The organism is Sphaerisporangium rhizosphaerae, from assembly GCF_042665155.1.
GTDB lineage: Bacteria > Actinomycetota > Actinomycetes > Streptosporangiales > Streptosporangiaceae > Sphaerisporangium > Sphaerisporangium rhizosphaerae.
The window spans coordinates 15,027-33,370 of the sequence record NZ_JBHTCG010000005.1; the positions used below are offsets into that span (position 1 = coordinate 15,027).

12 protein-coding genes are annotated in these 18,344 nt (G+C 74.3%); 4 read left to right on the top strand and 8 right to left on the bottom strand.

Annotated features, from left to right (window positions below; all coding sequences use genetic code 11):
* Nucleotides 1–98 precede the first annotated feature (98 nt).
* Nucleotides 99–494 (top strand): metallopeptidase family protein, encoded by a 396-nt coding sequence (locus ACFQSB_RS09170; protein ID WP_354837601.1) that lies wholly within the window; start codon nt 99–101, stop codon nt 492–494.
* Between the two features lie 119 nt (nt 495–613).
* Here ACFQSB_RS09170 and ACFQSB_RS09175 read toward each other — a convergent pair whose 3' ends face one another.
* From ACFQSB_RS09175 to ACFQSB_RS09190, 4 genes are all read right to left on the bottom strand, one after another.
* The gene (locus tag ACFQSB_RS09175) at nt 614–2,083 is read right to left on the bottom strand and encodes a DUF5719 family protein (protein ID WP_380825592.1); all 1,470 of its coding nucleotides are present in this window, start codon (nt 2,081–2,083) and stop codon (nt 614–616) included.
* Nucleotides 2,080–5,154 (bottom strand): glycosyltransferase family 2 protein, encoded by a 3,075-nt coding sequence (locus ACFQSB_RS09180; protein ID WP_380825593.1) that lies wholly within the window; start codon nt 5,152–5,154, stop codon nt 2,080–2,082. The genes ACFQSB_RS09175 and ACFQSB_RS09180 overlap by 4 nt, the downstream gene beginning before the upstream one ends.
* Nucleotides 5,155–5,436: 282 nt before the next feature.
* The gene (locus ACFQSB_RS09185; RefSeq protein ID WP_184889896.1) at nt 5,437–5,679 is read right to left on the bottom strand and encodes a WhiB family transcriptional regulator; all 243 of its coding nucleotides are present in this window, start codon (nt 5,677–5,679) and stop codon (nt 5,437–5,439) included.
* Between the two features lie 278 nt (nt 5,680–5,957).
* Nucleotides 5,958–8,567 (bottom strand): hypothetical protein, encoded by a 2,610-nt coding sequence (locus ACFQSB_RS09190; protein ID WP_380825594.1) that lies wholly within the window; start codon nt 8,565–8,567, stop codon nt 5,958–5,960.
* 266 nt (nt 8,568–8,833) lie between these two features.
* Between ACFQSB_RS09190 and cofD the strand changes: the two genes are divergently transcribed.
* Both cofD and ACFQSB_RS09200 read left to right on the top strand, forming a co-directional pair.
* Entirely contained in the window at nt 8,834–9,760 is a 927-nt protein-coding gene (gene cofD, locus ACFQSB_RS09195) for a 2-phospho-L-lactate transferase (protein WP_380825596.1), read from the top strand.
* The gene (locus ACFQSB_RS09200) at nt 9,757–11,022 is read left to right on the top strand and encodes a coenzyme F420-0:L-glutamate ligase (RefSeq protein WP_380825598.1); all 1,266 of its coding nucleotides are present in this window, start codon (nt 9,757–9,759) and stop codon (nt 11,020–11,022) included. The genes cofD and ACFQSB_RS09200 overlap by 4 nt, the downstream gene beginning before the upstream one ends.
* Nucleotides 11,023–11,053: 31 nt before the next feature.
* Here ACFQSB_RS09200 and ACFQSB_RS09205 read toward each other — a convergent pair whose 3' ends face one another.
* On the bottom strand, nt 11,054–12,742 hold the full coding sequence (locus ACFQSB_RS09205) for a substrate-binding and VWA domain-containing protein (RefSeq protein ID WP_380825599.1): 1,689 nt from the start codon (nt 12,740–12,742) through the stop codon (nt 11,054–11,056).
* A 253-nt stretch (nt 12,743–12,995) separates the two neighbouring features.
* Nucleotides 12,996–15,680, bottom strand: a complete 2,685-nt coding sequence (locus tag ACFQSB_RS09210; RefSeq protein ID WP_380825600.1) for a bifunctional FO biosynthesis protein CofGH — start codon at nt 15,678–15,680, stop codon at nt 12,996–12,998.
* A 205-nt stretch (nt 15,681–15,885) separates the two neighbouring features.
* Here ACFQSB_RS09210 and ACFQSB_RS09215 point away from each other — a divergent pair, with 205 nt between their 5' ends.
* On the top strand, nt 15,886–16,026 hold the full coding sequence (locus ACFQSB_RS09215; RefSeq protein ID WP_380825601.1) for a hypothetical protein: 141 nt from the start codon (nt 15,886–15,888) through the stop codon (nt 16,024–16,026).
* A gap of 140 nt (nt 16,027–16,166) precedes the next feature.
* On the opposite strand, the gene ACFQSB_RS09220 is transcribed toward ACFQSB_RS09215, so the two are convergent.
* Together ACFQSB_RS09220 and manB are read right to left on the bottom strand one after the other, a co-directional pair.
* On the bottom strand, nt 16,167–17,090 hold the full coding sequence (locus ACFQSB_RS09220) for a DNA-3-methyladenine glycosylase family protein (protein WP_380825602.1): 924 nt from the start codon (nt 17,088–17,090) through the stop codon (nt 16,167–16,169).
* 150 nt (nt 17,091–17,240) lie between these two features.
* Nucleotides 17,241–18,344, bottom strand: coding sequence for a mannose-1-phosphate guanylyltransferase (manB, locus tag ACFQSB_RS09225; RefSeq protein ID WP_354837049.1), 1,104 nt, complete (start codon nt 18,342–18,344; stop codon nt 17,241–17,243).

The window sequence follows — 18,344 nt, forward strand, 5'->3', positions numbered from 1 at the left end:
TCCGGGAGGCACGATCTAGGCTTGGCTATGTGAGTCCGGACCCTGGCGGCACGCCCCGCCCCAACGGCCCGCGGCGGCGCGATCGGCACGGCCGCGGCATGCGAGGTCCGCTCGCCCCGTCGCACGTGCCCATCGCGCGCTCCCGGAGCGAGCGCTTCGACGATTTCGTGCTGGACGCCGTCGACCGGCTCAAGCCGAAATGGGGCGGCCAGCTCTCGGCGGTCGAGTTCGCGGTGGAGGACGTGCCCCCCGCCGACGAGCTCGTCGACGGGCCGGGCCGGCTGTCCTCCGACCCCATCCCCTTCGGCCGGGCCGAGCCCGCCGTCGCCGGGTCCCCGGCGGTCGTGGTGGTCTACCGCCGCCCGCTGGAGGCCCGCGCCCGCGACCGCGACACGCTGGGCGCGCTCGTGCACGACGTGGTCGTCGAGCAGGTGGCCAGCCTCCTCGGCCTGTCCCCCGAGACCGTCGACCCCGGCTACGACGACCGCCACTGAGCACCGCCCCCGGGCGACCGAGCCCTGTGACCGAGCCCCGCGACCAAGCGCCGTGACCCGGCGCCGTCCCGGACGGGTGCCGTCCCGGACGGGCGTCACCGGGGGGCGCCGCGCGGCGGTCAGTCGCCGCCGGTGGAAGGCGGAGCCGGGCGGTCGGGCAGGACCACGTCGGAGGACTCCTGGACCGGCGGGGCGATCACCCAGGTGCGCGCCAGGGCGAGAGGCTGGGCGGTGAGCAGCAACCCGTCGGGGGTGCGCTCGTCCAGCACCCTGCCCCCGTACACCGGCCCCGACTTCGGCTGCGGCGTCACCACGACGCTGAAGTCGCCGCCGCCCGGCGGGGCGAGCTTGATCTCCTTGGTGCGCGCGGCGGGGATCTCGACGTCCACCGGAGGGGGCGCGGCGCCGCGCTTGGGCAGCACCTGGACGCGCACCTCGGCCCGCGCGCCGGGCGCCGAGAGGATCAGGCGAGACGAGACGTCCTTGCCGCCCCGGTTGTCGGCCACCACGCTGCCGAACGCGATGGCCGGGGCCCCCGCCGTGAAGGCGACGTCCGGTTTGCTCCCCGTGCCCGTGGCCATGACCCCGGCCACGATCGGGACGTCCGCGGTGAGCACCATCGCCGCCGGCTGGCCGCCGATGCCCGTGGACAGGTCGAGCGAGGCGGTGGACCCGGCGGGCACGTCCAGAGACTCGCGGTTCTTCATGGCGAAGAAGGCGTCGGCGGTCAGGGCTTTGACGTGCACGACGGTGTCGGTCTCCCCGGGGGCCGTGACGTACAGCTCGCGCCGGCCGCCGCCGCCCGGGATGCCCGGGACCACGACCGTCCTGGCCGGCGCGGCCGCGGCGGGAAGCCAGTCGGCGCCCTTGCCCTTGCCGAGCACCGCCCGCGCCGAGGCGGCCACCCGGCCGCTGATGGTGCGCACCTCGATGGCCATGACCAGCGGCGAGGGCGCGAGGTCGCGCAGGTGCACGGTGCGGTGCTCGCCCGGCTTGAGCACCAGGCTGTTGCCGCGGTCGCTGACGACCGGGCCCTCGCCGGCGTAGACCAGGACCTCGGCGATGGCGTCGGCGGCGTCGGCGTTGACCAGGTAGAGCACCACGTCGGCGGCGGCGGGGCCGGGGCCGACGAACCACGCCCCCGCGCCGGGCTCGGCGCACCGCACCCCGGCCAGGCCGCGCGCCGTGCCCTTGAGCCGCCTGGTGGTCTGCGCGGCCTCCAGACCGGCGGCCATCGCGCCGCTGCCGGAGACCTCCAGCGGGCCGGACTTGGCCGGCGCCTCGCGCTGCCACAGCACGCCTGGCCCTTCGAGCCGCGCGACGGAGGGGGCCTTGCCGCCGGGCTCGGTGACCTCCGCGACCGTGGCCACCCCGTCGCCCTTGCCGCCCGGCGGGGTGATCGCGCTGACGCGCGCGCCGGCCGGGTCGGGGCAGACGGTGGAGACCGACTCCACGGCGACCCTGCCGGGCGGAGGGACCGGGACGGGCGCGACGCCCTGGCGGGTGACGAACGCCACGCCGAATAGGGCCCCGAGGGCTATCAGCACCAGCGCGAGGAACCCGAACCGGTTCTCGATCAGCGCCCTCACCGGACCAGCACCTCCTGGGGTTCGCGCTCGACCGCGGGCTCGGCGTACTCCTCGACGGTCTCGGCGCCGCGGGCGCCGGGCGAGGCCAGGATGAGGACCAGGACGACCAGGACGAGCTGCGCCCACAGCCACGTGTCGTGCCAGAAGGCTCCGTAGGCCACGGTGACGCGTCCACCGGCGGCGGGGGCCTCGAAGCCCTGCGCCCACCCGTCGACGGTGCGCGCCGCGAGCGAGGCGCCGCCGGCGGCGGCCGTCCACCCTCCGGCGGGCTCGGCCAGCACCAGGACGCGCTGGGCAGGCCCGGGCGGGACGGTGACCGTCATCCCGTCGCCCGGCGTGCCGGTGTACTCGACCGGGGTGCGCCGCCCGTCGGGCGCCAGCAGGTAGGCCCGCCCGAGGGGCTGGACCATCCGCCACAGCCCGCCGTCCGGCGAGAGGTTCATCCGCGCGAGCGCCGGGTCGGCGTCCAGGGAACGGCGGACGCCGGCGTCCACGGGACCGGGGACGACGACGAAGCGGACGCCGTAGGCGGCGAGCGCGACGGCGTCGTCCCCGCCGCGGCCGGAGATGACGCCCGCCAGGACGTCGGACAGCCGGCGGCGCGTGGTGGCGGGGACCGGGAGCTCGGTCTCGCCGATCAGCGGGGTGCGCCCGCGCAGGATGGTGAAGCTCAGCAGGCCGTCCGCGCCCGAGCGGAGCACGACCGTGCTCTCGCCCCGCGTCGAGGCAGCCGCGACGAAGTCGGTGATCACGCTGGGCACGCCGCGCCGCAGCGGCCCGATCACGCCGTCCTTGACCCACAGGCCCGCCACCAGGACGGGTGAGACGCAGGCCACCATGACCATGAGGACGGCGACCACGCGGCGCAGGCCGCCCGCCCGGTGCAGCTCGATGACGCGGTGGCCGGTGAGCGCGGCGGCGACGATGAGACCGGTGGCGGCGAAGGCCAGCGGCACGCCCGGCCAGGCGGGGGCGCCGTCGACCGGGACGCGGGCCGCCACGGTGGCCACCAGGACGCCGAAGACGGTGACGCCCCAGCCGACGACCACCACCATCTGATGGCGGCGGAACAGCAGGGCGGCCAGCGCGGCGGCGATCAGACCGCCGGTCACCCAGATCGGCGGCACTCCGGGGCCGCCCGGGCTGAGCAGCAGCAGGGCCGCCGGCGGCAGCCGGGGGTCGACCAGGCCCGGCCGGTGCAGGCCCGCTTCGAGCAGGACGCGCCCGGGGTCGGCGGCGAGCTGCAGCAGCCACGGGAACAGCAGCACGATGGGCACGGCCATCGCGATGCCGAGCGAGAGGCCCACCCCGCGCCTCACCCCGCCGAACGAGACCGCGGCCAGGCCGCCGAGCACCGCGACCAGCACGTACACCAGCGGGGCGAACGCCGTGCCCACCGCGAGCAGCAGGCCGAGCGCCCACGCGGCCCGGCGCGCGCTGCGGCGCTCGCCCGTGATGACCCTGGCGGCGAAGGCGGCGTAGGCGGGGAGCAGGACGAAGACCATCGCCGTGCCGAGCCGCCCGGCCGCGACGGCGCCGGTCGCCACCGGCAGCAGCGCGTAGGAGGCGGCCAGCCAGACCCGGGCCAGCGGATGGGAGATCATCGACCGGGTCGCGACGTACGCCGACAGGCCGGCGAGCGGAACGCAGCCGAGCAGCAGCACCGAGACCGCCAGCCACGTCTTGCCGAAGAAGAGCGTCGACAGGGCGGCCAGGACGGCCACGTACGGCGGGGCCCAGCCGTCGGAGCCGAGGCCCGCGGCGTGGTAGCCGGAGGTGTAGAACGCCCACAGGTCGGAGGCGCCGCCCGCGACCGGCACGAGCGCGCCCCCGCCGAGCAGGCCGCCGTACAGCAGCGACCGCTCGGCGGCCACCGTGACGGCCACCAGGGCCAGGCACAGCAGCACGCCGGGGTTGCCGAAGACGCGCTGCATCAGCCCGGCGTCGGTCAGCAGCTCTTCACCGTCGTCCTCGCGGGACGGCTCGGAGATCACCGCGTGGTGGCGGCCCGCGGAGTCGATCGGCCCCGACCCCGACAGGTATCCCTGCACCATGTCGGTCAGCCGGCGAAACGCCATGCCCGACGGCGTGAACAGCCGTTTGACCTTGGGGTAGCCCTGTTTCCTGCCCTGCCTTCTGGCTTTGCGCGCCCTGAGCAGGCGGCGCGGGCCGCCGATGACGGAGGCGAACGCCGCCACCTCGTCCAGGGCGTTGGCCGGCTGCTTGGCCAGCAGCAGCAACAGGGTGCGGAACAGCGAGACGACGAGGTTGCGCGCCATCGACCACAGCATCGACCGGAACGGCAGGTTCGCCATGATCACGAACATGGCGTTGCGCCGGTCGAGCCTGCGCGGGTGGACGTCGCTCACCGCCATGCGCCGCCTGCGCCGCGTCGCCGCCTCGGCGTGCCAGGCGACCGCGTCGGTGACGCACAGCACGCGGTGGCCGGCGGCGGTGGCGCGCCAGCACAGGTCGAGGTCGTCGCGGAACATGGGCAGCGCGGCGTCGAGCCCGCCGAGCTGGTCCCACACGTCGCGGCGGATGAGCATGCCGGCCGTGGACACCGCCAGCACCTCGTGCATGCCGTCGTGCTGGCCCTGGTCGTACTCGCGCGGCTCCAGCCCGGTGTCGCGGCGGCCGGAACGGTCGACGGTCACGCCTATCTCGAGCAGGATGCGGCGGTCGAGCCAGTCGCGCAGCTTGGGGCCGAGGATGGTGGCCTTCTTGTCGGCCGCGGCGGCCCAGAGCAGGGCCTCCAGTGCCCGCCTGTCGGGCACGCAGTCGTCGTGCAGCAGCCAGATCCACTCTTCGCCGCCGGTGCGCGGCAGGCGTTCCAGGACCGCCTCGACCGCCTCGCCGAACCCGGTGGAGCGGGGCATGGTGAGGACGGCGTTCGGGCCGAACGCCTCGGTGAGCATCTTCGCGCCGCCGTCGCGGCTGCCGTTGTCCACGCCGACGACCCGGTCGAGGGGGCGCGTCTGGTGCAGAACCCCCTGCAGCGTCTCTTTCAACCAGCGCGCGCCGTCATGGGAGACGACGATCGCTGTGACCGATGGACGCGGCGGTTGCACGGAGAGGGTGTCCTTGGGGGCTCGTGTGGCTTTGCGCCGATCACGATACGGCACCTCGGGTACGCGGAGTCCGCCAGTCCGTCAATCAGGTCGGCGCCCGTCGCTTTCAGGCATACCAGCGCCGGCGCCACGGCGTCCGCCCCGCCGACCACGTCCCCTCGCCCGGTCGGCGGCTGTGGGCTCCCCTGCCCACGACCGGCGGCCGTGACCGTGATCTCGCGGCGTCGCTCGTGACGTCGTCACCACCGGCGGCGCCGAAGGATCGGCGCCCGCCGGGCCGGCTCAGCCGGCCTCTCGCTTGATCCTGCGCCGTTCCCGCTCGGACAATCCCCCCCAGATGCCGAACCTCTCGTCATGCTGCAAGGCGTACTCAAGGCACTCGGCCCGCACTTCGCAGGACCGGCACACCTTCTTCGCCTCGCGCGTGGAACCGCCCTTCTCTGGAAAAAACGCCTCCGGATCCGTCTGCGCGCACAGGGCGCGCTCTTGCCATCCCAGCTCTTCCGCGCCGAGCATCTGTGCCATGACCAGATCGGTCACTGCACACCTCCTGCTGATAGCCCGCCCGCCCCGCAACGGAGCCCCCCTTTTGAACACCTTCCTCAATACCCAGCATGTGAAAGGCGTAACTACACAGTTGTAATTACACGCGTGTGCCGCGTGTGGCGTCAAGCGGCATGCCAGTATCCGGGGAAAGACCAGCTCACCCCGGTATGCGAGCATCGGTGGCATCCGCGAGCCGCGTCCGTGACGCCGGTCCGGCGTGTGCGGCGACCTTCCGCGATTCCCGATCTTCTATGCCCTCAGCGGTCGGGACCGTACCAGCGCGACCCCTGATCAGACCCTTGCCCTGTCTGATCTCTACCCTCGCTTTCCTCCGGCCTTGCCTGGGAGGACCTGTCGGGGGCGTAGATGGCGGTCGGGTCGATCGGCTCGTCGCGCCGGGCCGCCGAGGGGGACGGCGGCATCGGCGCGTTCAGCGGGTCGTTCTGGAAGGCCTTCGGGTCGAAGCGCACGGTCTTCTCCGCGGGCTCCTCCCAGGCGGCCTGGCCCGGCCGGCCGCCCTGGTAGGACGCCTGCTCGTGCTGCGGCCGGTCCTGGCCGGGCGAGTAGGGCTGGTCCTGGGCCGGCCGGTACCCCTGCGCGTCGGCCGGCGGCTGCGTCCCGTAGCCCCCGGAGTCCGCCGGAGACTGCGTGCCGTAGCCTCCGGAGTCCGCCGGAGACGGCGCGCCATAGCTTCCGGAGTCCGCAGGGGACTGCGAGCCGTAGCCTCCCGGGTCCGCAGGGGACTGCGGGTGACCGAAAGGGCCGCCGTAGGTGGGGGTGTAGTCGGGTGAGCGCACCGGCTGCGTGCCGGTGTACTCCGAACCGCTTCCCTGGCCGCCGCCGAGGTCGGACGACGACGTCCCGCCGGCGCCGCCCTGCGCCTGCTGGTAGCTCTGGGCCTGCTGGTAGGCCTGCGCGATCTGCTGCTGGCGCGGGTCGCCCGCCGCCTCGGCGTACAGCGGGGACGGCTCGGCCGCACGCCCGAAGTCGCCCGAGGAGTAGCCGCCGTAGGACTCCCCGCCCGCCCCGGCCTGCCCGTAGGAGTTCGGCTGCGTCGTCGCCTGCCCGTAGGAAGAGGAGGAGGACGATGAGGACGAGGACGACGCGTCGAGCGGAGCGGCCTGCGAGCCGGTCTGACCGTACGAGGGCGACTGGTCGAGCGGGTTCGGCTGCGGGCTGGTCTGACCGTACGACGGCTGGTCCAGCGGGCTCGGCTGCGCACCGGTCTGGCCGTAGGAGGACGACGACGGCTGGTCCAGCGGACTGGACTGCGGACCCGTCTGGCCATAGGACGACGACTGGTCCAGCGGGCTCGGCTGGCCGTACGACGGCGACTGGTCGAGCGGGCTGGACTGCGGACCCGTCTGCCCGTACGACGACGGCTGGTCCAGCGGGTTCGGCTGCGGGCTGGTCTGACCGTACGACGGCTGGTCCAGCGGGCTCGACTGCGGACCCGTCTGCCCGTACGACGAGGGCTGGTCCGGCGAGCCGTTCTGGCCGTAGCCGCCCCCCGCGCTCTGCGACTGCTGGCCGTAGGTCGGAGACAGGTCGAAGGCGGGCGGGGTGTCGTTGGCGGGCAGGGCCTGGCGGGCGCCGGTGGTGAAGGCGTCCGGGTTGGTGAAGCTTCCGCCCGCCGCCGGCGGGGCGTAGGGAGAAGGCGTCTGCGCGTAGGGGTCGGCGGCCGGCGGGTTCTGCCCGGACGGCTGCTGCGGGTACGGGGAGGAGGGCGGCTGCCCGAAGGCCCCGCCGCCCGGCTGCTCGTACGACCCCGGCGACTGCGGCTCGAAGGCTCCGGCGCCCGGCTTGTCGTAGGAACCCGGCTGCTGTTCGTAGGAGCCCGTGCCCGGCTTGTCGTAGGACCCGGAGGACTGCGGCTCGTACCCGCCGCCGGAGGTCCGCGGCTGCTCGTACGACCCGGACGGCTGCGGCTCATAGGACCCGGACGACTGCGGTTCGTAGGCGCCCGGCGTCTGCGCGCGCTGCGCGTCCGGCTGCCCGTAGGGGTCGGCGGACGCCTGCGCCGGCGCGTACGGGTCGACCGGCTGGGAGGGCTGCACGGAGTACAGGCCGGGCGGAGGGGGCAGCGCCGGCTGGTAGGCGGCCTGGCCGTTGTACGGGCCGCCCTGCTGTCCGGCCTGCTCGGGATGACCCGGCTGGGAGCCCTGCTGCTGAGGACCGGCCTGCTGAGGCGCGGGCTGCTGCTGGGGATGGCCGGGCTGCTCGGCGCCCTGCCCCTGGGGCGGGCCCGCCTGCTCGCGGAACCCGTGCCCCGGCTGTCCCGGGTACCCGTGCTCGGGCTGCCCCTGGAACGCGGGCTGCGACTGCTCGTGGAACCCGTGCCGGCCCTGCTCCTGGAACCCGTGCTGAGGCTGTCCCTGGAACCCGTGCTGAGACTGCTCCTGGAAGCCGTGCTGGAGGCCCGGCTGCCCGGGGTGTCCCTGGGGCGCGAAGCCGGGGGCGCCGAACGCCTCCTGACGGGGCCTGGACGCCGCGGGGGCGGCCGATGGGAGCACCGACATCGCGTACACCAGCCCGACCACGGTCAGAGCGAGGGCGGGCAGGCCGGTCAGCAGGTATTCGATCACTCCGAGACCGCCGCCCGCGCCGCCGATGAGCCCACCGATCAGGGCGATCGCCCCGAACACGGCGGACACCGCGAGCGCGATGACGGCGACGAGGTTGACCAGGCGGGCGCGGGGGGTGGGCGGCCCGAAGCGGGTGACCAGGACGACCGCGCCGAGCGCGAGGGCCACGTTGACCGGCGAGTCCAGTCTGAGCAGCGAGGAGGCCGCCCTGACGCCGAAGGGCAGGCCGGAGCCGAGGAACAGGCTCTCCACCCCGACCAGGACCTGTGCGCAGACCGTCACAACCATGATCCAGGCCGCAGGCTCGCGGAGCCGTCCGGGCTCTACTTTGACCACAACTACCCCCCAATTGGGTCCATACGGCAACCGCAGTTTTGCACATCTCCGCACTTTGGGGGCACGAGACCCAAGAACCTCATTGATCACATAAGACCATCTTGTCCGGTTTTTTCGGCTCGCATCCGCTATGGAGCAGGGGTTTCGCGGCCCTCCCCCGCCGCCGTCCGGCCCGGGCCGGACCAAGGAGACGGCAATGGAACACTTGACACATGCGCATCCTCTCCCTGGCCGGCGGCATCGGGGGCGCCCGCTTCCTCCGCGGGCTCCAGGCCGCCGCCCCCGAGGCGGAGATCACCGTCATCGGCAACACCGGTGACGACATCACGCTGTTCGGGCTCCGCGTCTGTCCCGACCTCGACACCGTCATGTACACCCTCGGCGGCGGCATCGACGAGGAGCAGGGCTGGGGCCGGGCCGACGAACACCACGTCGTCAAGGCCGAGCTGGCCGCCTACGGCATGGAGCCCCAGTGGTTCGGCCTGGGCGACCGCGACATCGCCACCCACATCGTCCGCACCCAGATGCTGAACGCCGGCTACCCGCTGTCGGCGGTCACCGAGGCGCTGTGCGACCGCTGGAAGCCCGGCGTGCGGCTGATCCCGATGACCGACGACCGCGCCGAGACCCACGTGATCGTCGAGGACGAGCAGGGCCGCCGCGCGATCCACTTCCAGGAGTGGTGGGTGCGCCTGCGCGCCTCGGTGCCCGCCCGGCAGATCGTCCTGGTCGGCGCGGAGGACGCCAAGCCCGCGCCCGGCGTGCTGGAGGCGATCGAGCGGGCCGACGTGGTGATCCTGCCGCCGTCCAACCCGGTGGTGAGCATCGGGACGATTCTGCAGATCCCCGGCATCCGTGAGGCCCTTTCGGCCAAGACCGTGGTCGGCGTCTCCCCCATCATCGGCGGCGCCCCGGTGCGCGGCATGGCCGACGCGTGCCTGACCGCCATCGGCGTGGAGACCAGCGCGCAGGCCGTGCTGGAGCTCTACGGCTCGCGCCTGGTCTCCGGCTGGCTGGTGGCCGAGCAGGACACCGGCGTCGCGCTGGAGGGGGTGCGCGTGGTCGCCAGGCCACTGCTCATGACCGACGTCGAGGCCACCGCCGGCATCGCCCGCGCCGCGCTGGAGCTGGCCGGATGATCAGCGTCCACGGGGTGCCCGGCCTGCCCGAGGTGCGGCCCGGCGACGACCTCGCCGAGCTGATCGCGCGCGCGGTGCCCGATCTCGCCGACGGCGACATCCTCGTCGTCACCTCCAAGATCGTGAGCAAGGCCGAGGGCCGCGTCCGCGAGGCGGACGGCCGCGCCGAGGCGATCGCGCAGGAGACCGAGCGGGTGGTCGCCCGCCGCGGCGACACCGTCATCGCCCAGACCCGCCACGGCTTCGTCATGGCGGCGGCCGGGGTGGACGCCTCCAACACCGAGCCGGGCACCGTGCTGCTCCTGCCGCTGGACCCGGACGCCTCGGCCCGCCGCATCCGGTCCGGCCTGCCGGTGCGGGCCGGGGTGATCCTGTCGGACACCTTCGGCCGCCCCTGGCGCAACGGGCTCACCGACGTGGCGATCGGCGCGGCCGGCGTCCGTCCGCTCGACGACCTGCGCGGCCGCTCCGACGCCTACGGCAACCCGCTGTCGGCGACGGTGACGGCGCTGGTCGACGAGATCGCGGCGGCCGCAGAGCTGGTCAAGGGCAAGCTGGACGGGGTGCCGGTGGCCGTCGTGCGGGGGCTGTCCCATCTGGTGACCGACGAGGACGGCCCGGGGGTGCGCCCGCTGATCCGGCCCGCCGACGAGGACATGTTCCGTTACGGCTCGGCCGACGTGCTGTTCGCGCGGCGCACGATCAGGGAGTTCTCCGCCGAGCCGGTGGACCCGGCCGCCGTCAGGCGGGCCGTGGCCGCCGCGGTCAGCGCGCCCGCCCCGCACCACACGACGCCCTGGCGGTTCGTGCTGCTGGAGTCGGCCGGCGCGCGCGAGAAGCTGCTGGACGCCATGCTCGCGGCCTGGGTGCGCGACCTGCGCGCCACCGGGTTCACCGAGGAGTCGATCGCCCGCCGCGTGCGGCGCGGGGACGTCCTGCGCCGGGCCCCGTACCTGGTGGTCCCCTGCCTGGTGATGGAGGGGTCCCACACCTATCCCGACGAGCGCCGCAACGCCGCCGAGCGCGAGATGTTCGTCGTCGCCGCCGGCGCGGGCGTGCAGAACCTCCTGGTGCACCTCGCCGTCGAGGGCCTGGGGTCGGCGTGGGTCTCCTCGACGATGTTCTGCCGCGGGGTCGTGCGCGAGGTGCTGGACCTGCCCGGCACCTGGGACCCGATGGGCGCCGTCGCGGTCGGCCACGCCGCCGCGCCGCCGCGCGACCGCCCGCCGCGCGACCCCGCCGACTTCCTCGTCACCCGCTGAGGCCGGCCCTCCGGCGCTCACGGGCCGGGGCTCAGCGGGGCCGGCCGCAGGTCGGGTGGCACAGGCGGCGCGCCAGGGCGCTGAGGAAGACGTCGATGATCTCCCCCGGCTCGGAGGCCACGTGCAGCGATCCGTTGGTGATCGAGACGATCTCGCCGAGCGCCGCGCGGTCCACGTCCTTGCCGAAGGCGATCACGATGATCTGGACCGGATGGTCGGGGTCCCAGGCGTCACGCAGCCCGCGGGCCAGCTCCTGCCGCGACATCCCGGCGCCGTCGTCCCTGCCCGCCGTGATGACCAGCAGCGAGTTGTTCATCGCCGGGTCGTACTTGGCGGTGACCTCCCGGAAGCCGGCGAGGATCGTGTCGTAGAGGGAGCTGTCGCGGTCGTCGTAGGGCTTGAGCGTCTGGGTGAGCCCGTCCAGCCGGGAGCGCCGGGTGAACTGGTCGTCATCGCCGTCGGGCTGGGTGATCGGCCCGAGGCCCACCAGCGGGCGGTAGCCCTTGCGGCCGCCGAGCCCCTTGGCGAACTCCCACAGCCCCATGCGGGTGGACCCGGGGAAGAGCTGGAGGCCGAGGTGGGCGGCCTTGAGCGCCACGGAGTGCCGGGTGGCGCCCTTCTCCCCGGCGATCGGCTCGGCCATGTGCCGCCCGGCGTCGGCCAGCACCAGGATGTCGCTGGGCGGGGCCAGACGGCTCCACGCGTCGAGGGCCTCGTCGATCACCGCCTGGGTGATGGACGGGCGCGGGCGCGGCCGCTCGGAGGGGATCTCCGGTCCCGCGCCGAGCGGCGGGTCCTGCCCGTCGGGGAGCCGGAAGCCGCCGCGCCGCGCCGCCGCCCCGACCTGCGGCGAGCGCAGCCAGTCGCCGAAGAGCCGCGCCCCGGCGGCGTGGGCCGGGTCGGGGCTGGTGACGACGTAGGGGTAGTCGAGCATGATCGTGCCCTCTTTGGGGTGCAGCGCGACGAGCGGGTCACCGGAGGGCGCCCGGTCGTACAGCCACACCGACTGCTCGGGCACGACGACGACGGGCCGCTGCCAGAAGGAGCGGTCGTCGACGGCGGCCAGCATCGAGCGGTAGTCGGGCGCGGAGCCGGCCTGGGCCATGCGCACGAAGGCGGTCAGCTCCCTGGCCCCCTTGTCGCCGGTGCCGGCGATGTCCGTGGCCGCGGCGACGGTCGCGATGCCGGCGCCCGCGACCGACGGATCGGGGATGCGGACGACGTCCGGCTCGTCCTTGGTCGGTTCCAGCCGGCCGCGCGCCGTCGCCGGGAAGATCATCTCCCAGCTCATCTCGGTCTTCCCCGTCGCGAACCGCCGGGCGAGCGAGCGCCGGGTGGCGAAGACCAGCGGCGAGGTGGCGACGACGGTCTCGTCCGGCGCGATGCCCGGCGCGCCCTGCTTGCGCGCCAGCCGCACCCACGCCGAGGAGTCGGCGATCCACGCGTCCGGGCGCCCGGCGAGCACGCCCGCCTGGTCGCCGATCAGCGTGCGCAGGACGGGCGCGGGCGACTGCTCGGTGACCTGGACCAGGACGCAGCGCCCGTCCACCGCCGCCTTGCGCGCGTTGAAGCTCTCGGCCGCCTCCATGGCGACGGGGGCGATGTCCACCGCGGCGTCCACGCCGACCAGCACCGGATCGCGGCCGGAGCACGGGCCGCCGCTCCTGGTGAGGACCACCGCGACCGCGCCCGCGACCAGCGCGAGGACGAGCAGCGTCACGGGCAGGGCGCGACGCCGGTCGCGCGGGCGCGCGGGCTCGAGGATCGGGTCCGCGCGGTGCCGACCTGGCCGACCAGACGCCACGGTTCGCCTTTCTGGGTCGCGTGCGAGAGGACGAGTCGGACGATTCTCCCAACCGTCACCGTAGGGGGCGCAAGTACCCGCACAGCAGGAAAGGAGAACTTGTTATAACTCTGTCTGATAACACCGGGCGACTCCGGGCGGCGCGGGGACGTCCCCCGCGCGGGGCCTTCTACGGGGCGAGGAGGGGGATCGTGCGGCGGATGCTCTGGCAGACGCCGTCGCTGGCCTGGGCCGCGGCCACGCGTTCCGCCGAGGGGACGCCGTAGCCGGTGGTGCGCTGGCGCAGCGGGCGTCCGGTCGGCTCCACCATCGCGGCGATGTCACTGATCGTCTTGTAGGAGCCGTTCTCCGACCCCGCCATCCTGCTGATCGTCTCCTCCATGAGCGTCCCGCCCAGGTCGTTCACACCGCCCGACAGCACGGCCCGGCACAGGTCGTCCTGGAGCTTGACCCACGAGCACTGGATGTTGGCGATCGCGCCGTGCAGCATGACGCGCGCCAGCGCGTGGACGGCGCGGTTCTCCCGGGCCGTGGGCCCCGGCCGCGCGATGCCGGCCAGGTAGATCGGGGCGCTGTGATGCACGAACGGCAGCAGCACGAACTCCGAGAAGCCGCCGGTCTCCTCCTGGATGCGGCGGATCAGCCGGATGTGCGCCACCCAGTGGGCCGGGGTGTCCACGTGGCCGTACATCATCGTCGAGGTCGTCGGGATGCCCACGCGGTGCGCGGTGGTGATCACCTCGACCCACTCGCGGGTCGGGAGCTTGCCCTTGGTGAGCACCCAGCGCACGTCGTCGTCCAGGATCTCCGCCGCCGTGCCGGGCAGCGAGTCGACCCCGGCCTCCCTGGCGGCCACCAGCCAGTCGTGGATCGACAGGTTGGTCCGGCTGGCGCCGTTGATGACCTCCATCGGGGAGAAGGCGTGGACGTGCAGGTCCGGGCACCGCCGCTTCACCGCCCTGGCGATGTCGAAGTAGGCCGTTCCGGGCAGGTCGGGGTGGATGCCGCCCTGCATGCACACCTCGGTCGCCCCCGCCTCCCACGCCTCGGCGGCCCGGTCGGCGACCTGGTCCAGGGACAGGGTGAAGGCGTCGGCGTCGGTGCGCCGCTGCGCGAACGCGCAGAAGCGGCAGCCGGTGTAGCAGACGTTGGTGAAGTTGATGTTGCGGTTGACGACGTAGGTCACCTCGTCGCCGGCGGCCTCCCGCCGCAGGCCGTCGGCCACCCGGCACAGCTCCGCTAGGTCGGCGCCGTCCGCGCCGAGCAGCGTGAGGGCCTCGGCGTCGGTGAGTCCCGCCGGGTCGGTCTCCGCGCGGCGCAGGGCCGCGCGCATCTCCCCGTCGACGGCCCCAGCGCGCGCGGGGGCCACCCCGGCCTGGGCCGCCCCGGCCTTGGCCGTCGCGGCCTGGACCGCTTCGTCCGCGACCGCTCCTGTCGCGGCCATCCCGGCCGAGGCGGCGGGCACGTCGCCCGGTACGGCGCCGCCCGGGAGCCGGTCGCGCAGGGCGTCCCAGTCGCCGTAGACGCGGGCGAAGTCGTCGCGCCGGTCCTGCGCCCGCCCGGAGGCGTCCACCTCCACGTGCAGGTCGGTGCGCCCGGCGGCGGCGAACCCGCCGTCGGGCTCCTGCCACGGCCTGCCCTCGGGGTTCACCGGCCGGGCCAGGCCGGTCTCGGGGTCGGCCAGGGCGGCGACGTGGCCGCGCAGGCGCGGGTCCAGCCAGGGCTCGCCGGCCAGCACGTACTCGGGGTAGATCGTCAGGCGCTCCTTGAGCGTGAACCCGGCGGCGGCGGTGCGGGCCGCGAGCTCCTCGATGTGCGGCCAGGGCCGCTCGGGGTTCACATGATCGGGGGTCAGCGGCGAGACCCCGCCCCAGTCGTCGATGCCGGCCCTGATCATCAGGTCGTACTCGTCGCCGATGAGGTTGGGCGGGGCCTGGACGCGCGTCCGCCCGCCGAGCACGAGCCGGGTGACCGCGATGGTGGCGGCCAGTTCGCCGAGGTCGGCGTCCGGCATGCCGCGCATCGCGGTGTCGGGCTTGGCGCGGAAGTTCTGGACGATGACCTCCTGGACGCCGCCGTACTCCCGGGCGACCCGCCGGATCGCGAAGATCGACTCCGCGCGGTCGGCGACGGTCTCGCCGATGCCGATCAGGATGCCGGTCGTGAACGGCACGTTGGAGCGGCCGGCGTCCTCCAGCACGCGCAGGCGGACCGCGGGGTCCTTGTCCGGGGAGCCGTAGTGGGCCTGGCCCTTCTCCTCGAACAGCCGGCGGGAGGTCGTCTCCAGCATCATGCCCATGGACGGGGCGACCGGCTTGAGGCGTTGCAGGTCGCGCCAGGTCAGGACGCCGGGGTTGAGGTGCGGCAGCAGCCCGGTCTCCTCCAGGACGCCGATCGCCATGGCGCGCACGTAGGACAGGGTGTCGTCGTAGCCGTGGGCGTCCAGCCACTCGCGGGCCTGGTGCCAGCGGTCCTCGGGCCGGTCGCCGAGGGTGAACAGCGCCTCCTTGCACCCCATGGCGGCGCCCTGCCGGGCGATCTCCAGCACCTCGTCCGGGGTGAGGAACGGGGCGGGCAGCTTGCCGGGGGCGGTGGCGAACGTGCAGTAGCCGCAGCGATCCCTGCACAGCCGCGTGAGCGGGATGAACACCTTGCGGCTGTAGGTGACGACCTGCTCCCTGCCCACGGAGGCCAGCCCGGCGTCCCGGACGCGGCCGGCGTGGTCGAGGAGGCGGTCGAGGTCGGCGCCCCTCGCGTGCAGGAGGACCGTCGCCTCCGCCGGGTCGAGCGCCTTGCCGTCCCTGGCCCGGGCCAGCGCCCGCCGCATGGCTGCGTCTGTGGGATTCGCGTTCATGCATCGCACAGTACGAAACGCTCGCGTCCCGGCCCTTGGGCGGGGGTGCGCCGCGCCCTGTGACCGATCAACCTCCGGAGTCGGCGCGCACGCTCATCGGTTAAGAGGCTCTTAACGGTACTGCCCAGAGAATCTCGATAGACGTGAAACTATGCACGCGCACATAATAGAAGGGCGCCCAAGGGAACCTTCTCAAGGAGTCACGATGTCCTGGCTGATCCTCGTCCTCATCGCCGCCGCCGCCGTGCTCGCGCCGCTGTTCGGCACCGACACCCGTGACGGGCGCGACTGGGCCTCCAGCTCCCCGACCATGGCCGGCGACCGTTCCTCGTTACTCGCCCGCTGACCGGCCCGCCCCGGCCCGCTGACCGACCCTCTCCCGCTGCCCCGCCCGCTCGGCCCGCTGACCGGCGCGCCCGACGGCCGACCGACCTGTACGGCCCCCAGACCCGCCCGCTCGCCCCGCTTGACCGGCGCGCCCGGAGGTCAGAAGGAGCGGTAGTCGCGGGCGGCCATCCGCGGCCCGCGCGCCGGCGGCCGGCGGCCGCCGAGCTCCAGCAGCCGCACGATGCGGTGGCGGTGCCCCCGGTAGGGCGACAGCAGTTCCAGCATCCCCGCGTCGTCGGTCTTGCGGCCGGTCAGCGACCAGCCGACCAGCGACGGAAGGTGGTAGTCGCCGACCGAGACGGCGTCGGGGTCCCCGTACGCCCGCTGACGGACCTCCGCCGAGGTCCACACCCCGACGCCCGGCAGCGCCCGCAGCAGCCGGTCGGCCTCGGCCTCCCCCGCCGCCTCCAGCTTGGCGGCGTGCAGGGCGGCGTTGACGATCGTCCTGGCCCGCACGGCCTCCGCCCCCGCCCGGTGCCAGTCCCAGGACGGGATCGCCCGCCACACCTCGGGCTCGGGGAACACCCGCATCGTCGCCGGCGCCGGGCCCGGCGCGGGATCGCCGTAGCGGGACAGCAGCCACCGCCACGCCCGCCACGCCTCCCGGCCGACGACCTTCTGCTCCAGCACGGCGGGCACGAGCGCCTCGAACACGCGCAGCGTGCGGCCCACCCGCAGGCCCGCGTGCCGCGAGGCCAGCTCGCGCACCAGCGCGTGCCCTTCGGGGCCGAGCGCCCCCATCAGGCGCGCGAAGTCGCCGACCCGGTCGTGCGCGCCGAGCAGATCCGGCAGGGTCTCCAGCATCCAGCCGGCGCCGGGCCCCCAGGCGTGGGCGACCACCGTCCGCGCACGCGGCTCCACGGTGACGCGCAGCGTGCCGGGGCCCTCGGGGGTGCGGGAGGTGCGCCAGATGGCCCGGTCGGCGGTGAGCTGCCAGGCGGGGTCGCCGCCACCGCGCCGGTGCGGCGCCATGGCCGACTCGACGTCCGCCGGAGCGTCCGGCCGCCACCTGCGTTCTCGCACAACGCCAGACTAGTTCTCGCCCGACGCCGGACCATTGGCGCGGCCGCAGCCCGGCCGCGCCCTCTCCGGGGGCAGATCTCCCCCACGCCAGACCTCGCAGGCGTCGAACCCCACAGGCGTCAGACCGCGCAGGCGTCAGACGTCGCAGGGTCAGACGTCGCTGGAGAAGCGGACGGCGCCCGGCGGCAGCCGCACGTCCGGCCAGACGCGGGCCCCGGCCAGCAACTCGTTGCCCGGCCCGACGACCGCGCCCTCGCCGATGACCGCGTTGCGCAGCACCGCCCCCGACGCCACCCGCGCCCGCGCGCCGACCACCGAGTCGACGACGACGGCCCCGGACTCGATCACCGAGTCGGCGTCCAGCACACTGCCGTGCACCGACGCGTCGGACTCCACGACGGCCCGCGGCCCGACGACCGTGCCGCCCTCGATCTTGGCGCTGGGCGAGACCTGGGCGCCGGGCAGCGCCATGAACTCCCCGCAGGGCGCGGGCAGCGCCGGAGAGGGCAGGCGGCCCAGCACCAGGTCGCAGGAGCCCTGGACGAACGCGGCGGGGGTGCCCACGTCCAGCCAGTAGGAGCGGTCGGCGTACCCGAGCACCAGCTCGCCGGCCGAGATCATGCCGGGGAACGTCTCGCGTTCGACGGAGACCACCTGCCCCGCCGGGATGCGGTCGATGGCCGAGCGCTGGAAGACGTAGCACCCGGCGTTGATGCGGTTGGTCACCGGATTCGGGGTCTTCTCCAGGAAGGCGGTCACCCGGCCCTGGTCGTCGGTCGGCACGCACCCGAACCGCGAGGGGTCGTCCACCTCGGTGAGGTGCAGCGTCACCGCCGCCCCGCGCGAGACGTGCATCCCGACCTGCTCGGCGATGTCGTGCCCGGACAGGATGTCGCCGTTGAGCACGAGCACCGGCGCGTCCGGGCCGCAGGTGAGCGCCTCGGCGGCGTTGCGGATCGCCCCGCCGGTGCCGAGCGGGGTCTGTTCCGTCATGTACGAAAGCGACAGGCCGAAGGAGGAGCCGTCTCCGAACGCCTCGGCGAACATCGAGGCGCGGTAGGAGGTGGCGAACACGATGCGCCGGACGCCGAAGGACCGGGCACGCGCGAGTTGGTGGGCGAGGAACGGCACGCCCGCGGTGGGAAGAAGCGGCTTGGGGGTGCTCAAGGTGAGAGGGCGAAGACGGGTGCCCTGCCCGCCTACGAGGAGAATGGCCTCCAGGTGCGCCGACTCCGGCGAGTAGCTGCTCGTCAC

Excerpts from the sequence above, each read along its gene's own strand:
- ACFQSB_RS09170 (WP_354837601.1), top strand. The coding sequence starts at position 99 with ATGCGAGGTCCGCTCGCCCCGTCGCACGTGCCCATCGCGCGCTCCCGG.
- cofD (WP_380825596.1), top strand. The coding sequence starts at position 8,834 with ATGCGCATCCTCTCCCTGGCCGGCGGCATCGGGGGCGCCCGCTTCCTC.
- ACFQSB_RS09200 (WP_380825598.1), top strand. The coding sequence starts at position 9,757 with ATGATCAGCGTCCACGGGGTGCCCGGCCTGCCCGAGGTGCGGCCCGGC.
- ACFQSB_RS09185 (WP_184889896.1), bottom strand. The coding sequence starts at position 5,679 with ATGGCACAGATGCTCGGCGCGGAAGAGCTGGGATGGCAAGAGCGCGCC.
- ACFQSB_RS09210 (WP_380825600.1), bottom strand. The coding sequence starts at position 15,680 with ATGAACGCGAATCCCACAGACGCAGCCATGCGGCGGGCGCTGGCCCGG.
- ACFQSB_RS09215 (WP_380825601.1), top strand. The coding sequence starts at position 15,886 with ATGTCCTGGCTGATCCTCGTCCTCATCGCCGCCGCCGCCGTGCTCGCG.